Raw genomic sequence first — 7979 nt, forward strand, 5'->3', positions numbered from 1 at the left:
AGGTGACCTTTGGTGGTCGGCGAATAAGGATTGTTGTTGCCTAGCATTCGTTGTCCGGTTGGTCGAAAGATCCGGACTGCACCGTTGGCATAACGGCGGCCATCACCGGGCGGCGACGGGAATGGCAACCGCTGGGAAAAATGCTCTGCCGCCGCTCCGGTGGATGGAATGGTTATCGCCCCGGTTTATTCCCTCAACGCGTGATCATGGTAAGGACCACATTTTCCGCAGAGAATCCACAAAGCGTTCTTGATCATTGAAGGCCAAGCGAAATCCCGAGACGTGATGCACCTGTCCGTTGCGCAGATCGAGTTTTACCGAGGGGAACTCTTGTCGCGACCACCAATGCTCTCCATGGTCACGCCGAACCTTGATCACGTGTGAACGTTGAAGCTCTTCCACTAATTGCCCACCCATAAGATACCGCAACGAGTCGTCTGTGATCTGAATTGTCCATACGCGTGGATACTTTTTGGTGTAGAAGTACTGAACCCAACCGCCGACTACAAATGGAAGTGGAAGCCAGAGCCATAAGCCGGCCTCGCTGCGCGACATCGCAAGTACCGCGAGCATCAAGGTGGCGACGGCCGATATTCCAACTGCGTGGAACAGTTTTCCGTCGCTCGAGCTAGTTTTGAATTTCACAGACGACATAGCTGGTGCGATAACGTCCGCGTCAACCCGGCGGCGGCCGAGTGGATAGTCTTCAGTAAGTGCCCCATCCGCCGCTCGGATTCGACGCGTTGTTATGGCTCCGCAGCAGTGCCCGGCGAGCCAGGATCGCAGATGTAACACCGTGGTAATCAAGTGTAACCGATCGACTCGGCGTCAGCATGTCTGAATCAGCCGGTTCTCTGGCATCAATCGTGAAAGCCGGAACTCACGTGTCACTCTTCGGGCCAAGCCCCGCGAACCAGGTTCAGTGATCATCGAACGCCAGGCAGTCAACGACGGCGTCGCATGAGCGAAGAGCTTCATAAACGTTGTCGGCCCCACGATTCTCCAATGCGATTGACCTTCACGCGCACCTGCTCCCCGATTGAACCCTCGAATCGCGATGGTGTCAAATCCTCGAGCACGGAAGTTAGTGGCACCCCAAACGACAGTCAGAAACTAATGCGGGTGGCGGTTCGATGTACATAGGGGCTGATTCGAGCGCACCACGGCAGGCGGAGAATGGATAGCGTCGGTGATTGCCATAACGGTCACGATAACGCGGCCGCCACCTGTAAGTTTTTACCCGCGGCGAGACGACCGTGGCGGCTCGCGTTTATCGAATGGTTCGTCGGCTACCGAAGGTGAGCGTGTTTGGCGGCCCCACGACTCACCAACAGCGTATCCGCTCCAGCAGCGGCGATCAATTTCCTGATTGCCCCAGGCCTCGCGGCGAAGGGGAGCGGCAAAGGACGCATCGGCCATCAGGCCGCCCAAGAGACAGGAAATAGCAGCACCGGGTCGTCCCAGGGCAGCACGCGAGCTATTCGCTGTCAGCGAAGGAAAGCGTGCCGGGCCGAACGATCAATTTGCGAAGGAGGAGGACGACGAACAGTCACGATAACGCGGCCGCCACCTGTAAGTTTTTACCCGCGGCGAGACGACCGTGGCGGCTCGCGTTTATCGAATGGTTCGTCGGCTACCGAAGGTGAACGTGTTTGGCGGCCCCACGATTTGCCAACAGCGTATCCGGCCCAGCAGCGGCGATCAATTTTCTGATTGCCCCAGGCCTCGCGGCGGAGGGGAGCGACAAAGGACGCCATGGCCGATGAGGCCCCCAAGAGACAGGCAATAGCAGCACGGGGTCGTTCCGGGGCAGCACGCGAGCTAGTCGCTGTCAGCGAAGGAAAGCGTTGTTGGCCGAACGATCAATTTGCGAAAGACGAGGACGACGAACGGCCAGCCATCACCGGGCACGAGCGGAAAAGCAACCACCGCGAAACCGCGATTTCGAGTGCTCCGTGTGAATGGCTTGGTTCCGCTATTCGGGGGACGTGGCCTGAGTCGGTGCTGTGGCAAAGCGGCACGAACCGACGATTCGTCAAGTGTTGCCTTCAGCGCCGTTACGCGTTATCGGCTGCCCCGCCACCCGCTCAAGCAACCACGGCGGCGATACAGCGGCCAGAAGAAAAAGGCCCGCTCCAAGCCACACAGACAGTTCTGCAATCTTCCCGGGCACCAAGTCAATCGCGCCCGCGATCGCAATCAGTGCCACGACGATAAAGATCTTACGCGCGATCTGCTTGAGCCAAGCCTTCCTCGTCTCATCGATGTGTGTGAGCATTGTTTCTATTCCATACGGACGATGGGGGGACGCGAAACATCGCATTCCCCCCTGTAGCTATTCTTGCGCCTTCGGAACGGCGGCGATGACGTGGCCGCCGCAATGTGGATGTTGTCTAAGCGAGCGGCCATCGGCGGCTCACGTCAATCGCATGGTTCGCCGCTCACGGGCTTTGGCTGCGCGTCCTTGCAGAGAACCTTCGGTCGAGCTCCCGTTGCTCTTCCGGCCTGATTCTTCGTGAGGATATAAGCCGATCTCGAATCACAACATTTACCGGAGGCTGTTCTCCAGGCCCAACGATATTCAGAATTACGCGGTACACGTAAAAATGGTATCCGTGCTCGTAGGAACCCGCGACTCGGCCTAGAACTGCGTTGGGAGGTACCACCCGCGACTCTGCAATCTCTCGGACTCGGTCCCGAACCTCCGTAGGTAGCTCAGTTTTATCGGTTAGGTGCCACAATCGAATTGCGGCAATCACCTCATCTTCCGTTAACGGTGGTTGCCCCGCCTCCTCACGCTGGCGAAGAGTACTGATATTAAATTCTTCCACGGCTAGTGCGAGCGAGATATCCTCTGATCTGCGATTTTCGGATGCCAGGAGTAGGCTCGAGATGCAGACGAGTGCGACCGAAGCGAGAGCGATTAAATTCCGTTTCATTAGAGATTCCCTTGGTGAAAGCATTGGCGAACGGGTGCGTTAACCCGGCGGCGGCCGAGCGGATAGTCTTCAGGAAACGCCTCATCCGCCGCTCGGGTTCGACGCGTTGTTATGGCTCCGTAGCGTTGCCCAGCGAGCCAGGACCGCAGAGGCCGCGCCACAGCAATCCAGTTTAGCCGATCGGCTCGGCGTCAGCATGTCGAGTCAACAATTTCTCCGGCGTCAACCATTGAAGTCGAAGCTCGCGAATCACTCTTCGGGCCAAGCCCCGCGAACCGAGTTCAATAATCACCCGAGGCCAGACAGTTAACGAGGTTGTCGCATGAGCGAAGAGCATCATAAACGCAGTCGGACTGACGACTCTCCAATGTGGCCGACCCTCACGCGCACCAATGCAGTCCGCCATGGGCGATTGAACCCTGGAGGCGGGAATCCGCTTTCATGAGTGCGGCCAGCGATCCGAGTGCGGTTTAGCAGAGGGGAAACGTATGGCGTCGGTGATTGCCATAACGTCCGCGATAACGCGGCCGTGGAAAAGGATATCGAGCGAAGCGAGCAATCCGGTCATTACGGCTCGCGTTCATCGCGTTGTTCGTCGTTCACTGCGAACTGGTAACGGGGAAGTAGTTGTCAGCCGCAACCCCAACGGCTTCAAAATGGCGTCCAGTAGGGTCATCGGGATCCTGATCATTCTCTGGGAGGACAGGACGCCAGAGGCTGAGCTGCAGCGCGGGGAAAACGTAGGCGTATCCGACCTCGGGCGCATTTGGATCATATTCGGCGATCCGCTGCACGTGCGCCACTGCATCTTCTGCGGCCAATTCGTGCAGACACTTGTCGTCCAGAATCGCCCGGAAATTCTCGGACTCAGCCAGTTCGATGAATGTCACCCGCCCAGAAGCATCAAAGTCAATGGCCATGTCGTCTAGATACCATTCGCGGTCTTGATCGCCCTCTTCTGGAGAACCGAACTGCTTGCGAACTTCTTCTCGTGTCATCCCGAATCGAATCGGGCCGACACCAACTTTTGGTTTGATCTCAAATGTCTGCATAATTCGGGTTAGTCGACGAACGGTGGCGTTGACCGGGCGGCGGCCGGTCGGGTAGTACTCATGATACGCGTCATCCGCCGCTCCGTGTCAAACGCGTTGTTCGCCGAGGGCCCGGGTTCAATCGGATAGAGGCGAGGGCGTCTGCACCGCTACGGAGTACGACTCCCTCTCGAGTGGCTGAACGAAGGCGTCGGATCTGATTACGCCGCCATATAACCCGTAGCCATTCGAAGCCAAATCTACCTCAGAATACCATGTCTCGGCAGCTTTTGTATCACGCCAAGAAAATGCCACGCGGTAAGCATCCTTATCAGCCGAATACCGGACGTCTACGACTTTGGTCGAAATCCGGCCGAGTGTAGTGTTCTCTTCGAACTGCCGCGCAACCTCTTTTGGGGGAAGCGGACGATATGCACTCAGTTCCCGTTGGATCCGCAACAACCGCCATCCTGTCACAAGATTGGTAATCACTAGGACGGCGATCAAAAGTAAGCAAAACACCGAAGTGAGAGAGATCCTAAGACGGTGTCCTGACTGGGACTGAAGCGGCTTTACTTGTTCACTCATGGAGTTGACTATACTCTCAGCTATTCTAAGTCGGCGAACGGTGGCGTTAACCCGGCGGCGGCCGAGTAGACAGTTTTCGGGAAACGCCGCATCCGCCGCTCGGGTTCGACGCGTTGTTATGGCTCCGTAGCGGTGCCCGGCGTGCCAGGGCCGCAGAGGTCGCGCCACGGCAATCCAGTGTAACCGATCGACTGGGCGTCAGCATGTCTGAACCAGCGATCTCTCCAGCGTCAACCATGGAAGTCGGAACTCACGTATCACTCTTCGGGTCAAGCCCCGCGACCCACGTTCATCGATCACCCAAGGCCAGACAGTTAACGACGCTGTCGCATGAGCGAAGAACTTCATAAACGCTGTCGGCCCCACGACTCTCCAATGCGGTTGACCGTCACGCGCACCTGCTCCCCGGTGGAACCCTCGGATCGCGATGACGTCAAATCCTCGAGCGCCGCAGTTCGTGGCACCCCGAAAGGTAAAAGCAAATTGTATCGGCCTGGCGTTCCGTTGTGCGTAGCGGCTGGCTCGTGCGCACCTCAGCAGTCGGAGAACGTGTGGAGTCGGCGATTGCCATAACGCCAGCCGTCACCGGGCCGCCGGAGAAACGCTCTCTATCGGCAAACCGCGCGGTCGGCGGCTCCGTGTGCACGGCATTGTTCTGTCCTATCTGTACGATGAGGATACGACATCACCTTCGGGTGTGTACTCGGCATGCCACTGGTCAGTTGACATGAAGCCACGGCTAACAACCACAACACGTTCGCCGGTTTTGGGATGCTTGAACTCGTCTTTGCGTGGGATCGGAATTACCTGTGTCGACCCGCAATGTAGGCATTTGGCTGGTGAAATGCGATTGCGTCGCCATTTGGTTCGCAATTCCAATTCCGCAATTCGTTCACTGATTGGTTTCCCGATGAATTTGATCATCCGTGACTCGTCTTCGTCGGGATTACGCAATCGTTCAATTTCATCTTCCAGCTCAGCGAGTGTCTCGACACGTTCTGCCATGGCAATTCGATTGCATTTCGGGCACCAGCACTCGGTTTGACGCACGTGAAGCAGCTTGCCGTCTGGCATCCTGTAGTTCAGAAATGCAGAGTACAGCGCATATTCGTCCTCCGCCTCGGTGTCAGGAAACGAGAATTGCGTGTAGCCGCGACCCATCAATCACTCATGGACAGAACGGTGGCGTTAACCCGGCGGCGGCCGAGTGGATAGTCTTCAGTAAGTGCCCCATCCGCCGCTCGGGTTCGACGCGTTGTTATGGCTCCGCAGCAGTGCCCGGCGAGCCAGGATCGCAGATGTAGCACCGTGGTAATCAAGTGTAACCGATCGACTCGGCGTCAGCATGCCTGAATCAGCCGGTTCTCTGGCATCAATCGTGAAAGCCGGAACTCACGTATCACTCTTCGGGCCAAACCCGGCGAACCAGGTTCAGTGATCATCGAACGCCAGACAGTCAACGACGGTATCGCGTGAGCGAAGAGCTTCATAAACGTTGTCGGCCCCACGACCCTTCAATGCGATTGAACTTCACGCGCACCTCTGCTCTCCGATTGAACCCTCGGATCGCGATGACGTCAAATCCTCGAGCACGGAAGTTAGTGGCGCCCCAATCGACAGTCAGAATCTAATGCGGGTGGCGGTTCACTGTGCATAGGGGCTGATTCGAGCGCACCACGGCAGGCAGAGAACGGATAGCGTCGGTGATTGCCATAACGGCACGGATTACGGGGCGGCGGCCCACAAAGACAGCTTCGAAAACACGGGCACCCGCCGCTCCCGTACATCCGATGGTTCGCGGATTTTCTGTGCAGCCGGAAGTTGGATGGTGCGACGAGTCAAGTCCACAAAGTGTAGCAGTGAGCCATGGCCGAGCCAATCTTCGATCGCACCAGTTCTCAATCGCACTTGGCGTTGGACAATCCGTAGTAGCCGCGTGAACCGAGCCAATCACGAATTGGGGACCGGCGGTCAAATTCAGAAACCCGCGATTCCGGGGGCACAGTCGAATAGCGTGCACCTGTTACGGGATGGAACTTACGGCAGAACGAAAGTCGTGGATCGAGAACCGCTGGCGTCACCGAGCGGCACGCATCAGTGATTCGAGCGCACCATCTGTAATGTGAGAGGAAAAGGACCGATCAGACGCCGCGTGAACGGCAAGGTGGTCGAGTCCGCGAACGTCCGCGTTAACCCGGCGGCGGCCGAGTGGACATTCTTCAAAAACCGCCTCATCCGCCGCTCGGGTTCGACGCATTGTTCGCGGAGTTTTTGTCAAGCCGGCAGCTCGATAGGTCGGCGAGTCGGGACCACAAAGTGTACCAACGAGCAACGGCCGAGCCAATCTTCGAGCGCACCAGTTTTCACGCGCACCTGGCGTTAAGCAACCCAGAGTAGCCGAACGAACCGAGCCAATCGAATCACGAATGGGGGGACCGGAGGTCAATCGCAAAAACCCGCGATTCCGGGGGCACAGTCAAATCGCGTGCACCTGTTGCGAGATCGAACTTACGGCAGAACGAAAGTCGTGGATCGAGCGCATCAAACCGATCGTGTCACCGAGCGGTTGGCATCAACAATTCGAGCGCACCATTTATGACGTGAGTGGGAAAGAATCCACTCAGTCGCCGCGAGGGTGGTATGTGGTCGACTCCGCGAACGTCACCAATCACCCGGCGGCGACGAGAGATTGTCCACTTGAAAACGCCCGACTTCGCCGCTCGGGTGCATTGGATTGTTACCCCGCGATTGCGCGAGCGATGTCGAGAAACCGCGCAGCAAATTCTTGATCACGGGTCACGACGGTGTCGGCGTCACCACTACACACATATGATGACGGATCAAGGCGCTCGATGTCAGCCCAGAATCGTCGTTGGATCGGGATGAGCCAATCGTAGTTCGTTCGATCCCACGAAGCGTCTTGCGATCCAGCCATCGTGTGCGGATCGGCTAGGTTGAAGCCGCAATAGTTGACGTAGCGATCCGTGACGGTCAGTGAGTCGGGCAGTGATCGAAACACGTACCATTCGTCGTGTGTGTCGAACGGAATTTGTAGTTGCGGCGTTAGTGGTGGACTAACCATGACATCGCCCACCAGCGTCCATCCGAGCGATAGTTCATCGGCACTTGGAGTGATTGGCCCAGAGTCAAACGCAGTGATGCAGAGGCGTTGGCCGGCGTGGTGTTCCCGCGTCAGAGCGGGAAGGTCGCGGATCATTTGGCGCACGACGATCCAAGTCCATTTGCCGTGTGTTCCGGAGAATATGGAATCATCCCAGCGCATTTGATTTAAGTGGGGTAACGGCACGGATTACGGGGCGGCGGCCTACAAAGACAGCTTCGAAAACACGGGCATCCGCCGCTCCCGTACATCCGATGGTTCGCGGAGTTTTTGCGGAGCCGGCAGATCGATGAGCCGGCG

The 7979-nt window shown here is 57.4% G+C and carries 5 protein-coding genes; all 5 read right to left on the reverse strand.

Features of this window, described 5'->3' with window-relative positions:
• Window positions 1-204: 204 nt before the first annotated feature.
• Window positions 205-654 (reverse strand): hypothetical protein, encoded by a 450-nt coding sequence (locus tag GNK13_RS17320; protein ID WP_203329119.1) that lies wholly within the window; start codon window positions 652-654, stop codon window positions 205-207.
• A gap of 1381 nt (window positions 655-2035) precedes the next feature.
• Window positions 2036-2278: a hypothetical protein gene (locus GNK13_RS17325; protein ID WP_164103816.1), complete on the reverse strand. Its 243-nt coding sequence runs from the start codon at window positions 2276-2278 to the stop codon at window positions 2036-2038.
• A 1260-nt stretch (window positions 2279-3538) separates the two neighbouring features.
• The gene (locus tag GNK13_RS17330) at window positions 3539-3991 is read right to left on the reverse strand and encodes an outer membrane protein assembly factor BamE (RefSeq protein ID WP_164103817.1); all 453 of its coding nucleotides are present in this window, start codon (window positions 3989-3991) and stop codon (window positions 3539-3541) included.
• A gap of 1227 nt (window positions 3992-5218) precedes the next feature.
• On the reverse strand, window positions 5219-5719 hold the full coding sequence (locus GNK13_RS17335; protein ID WP_164103818.1) for a hypothetical protein: 501 nt from the start codon (window positions 5717-5719) through the stop codon (window positions 5219-5221).
• Window positions 5720-7295: 1576 nt separating this feature from the next.
• The gene (locus GNK13_RS17340; RefSeq protein WP_164102798.1) at window positions 7296-7841 is read right to left on the reverse strand and encodes a hypothetical protein; all 546 of its coding nucleotides are present in this window, start codon (window positions 7839-7841) and stop codon (window positions 7296-7298) included.
• Window positions 7842-7979 lie beyond the last annotated feature (138 nt).

The sequence above is a fragment of the Candidatus Laterigemmans baculatus genome, from assembly GCF_010367455.1.
GTDB lineage: Bacteria > Planctomycetota > Planctomycetia > Pirellulales > Pirellulaceae > Laterigemmans > Laterigemmans baculatus.

Excerpts from the sequence above, each read along its gene's own strand:
- GNK13_RS17320 (WP_203329119.1), bottom strand. The coding sequence starts at position 654 with ATGTCGTCTGTGAAATTCAAAACTAGCTCGAGCGACGGAAAACTGTTC.
- GNK13_RS17325 (WP_164103816.1), bottom strand. The coding sequence starts at position 2,278 with ATGCTCACACACATCGATGAGACGAGGAAGGCTTGGCTCAAGCAGATC.
- GNK13_RS17330 (WP_164103817.1), bottom strand. The coding sequence starts at position 3,991 with ATGCAGACATTTGAGATCAAACCAAAAGTTGGTGTCGGCCCGATTCGA.
- GNK13_RS17335 (WP_164103818.1), bottom strand. The coding sequence starts at position 5,719 with ATGGGTCGCGGCTACACGCAATTCTCGTTTCCTGACACCGAGGCGGAG.
- GNK13_RS17340 (WP_164102798.1), bottom strand. The coding sequence starts at position 7,841 with ATGCGCTGGGATGATTCCATATTCTCCGGAACACACGGCAAATGGACT.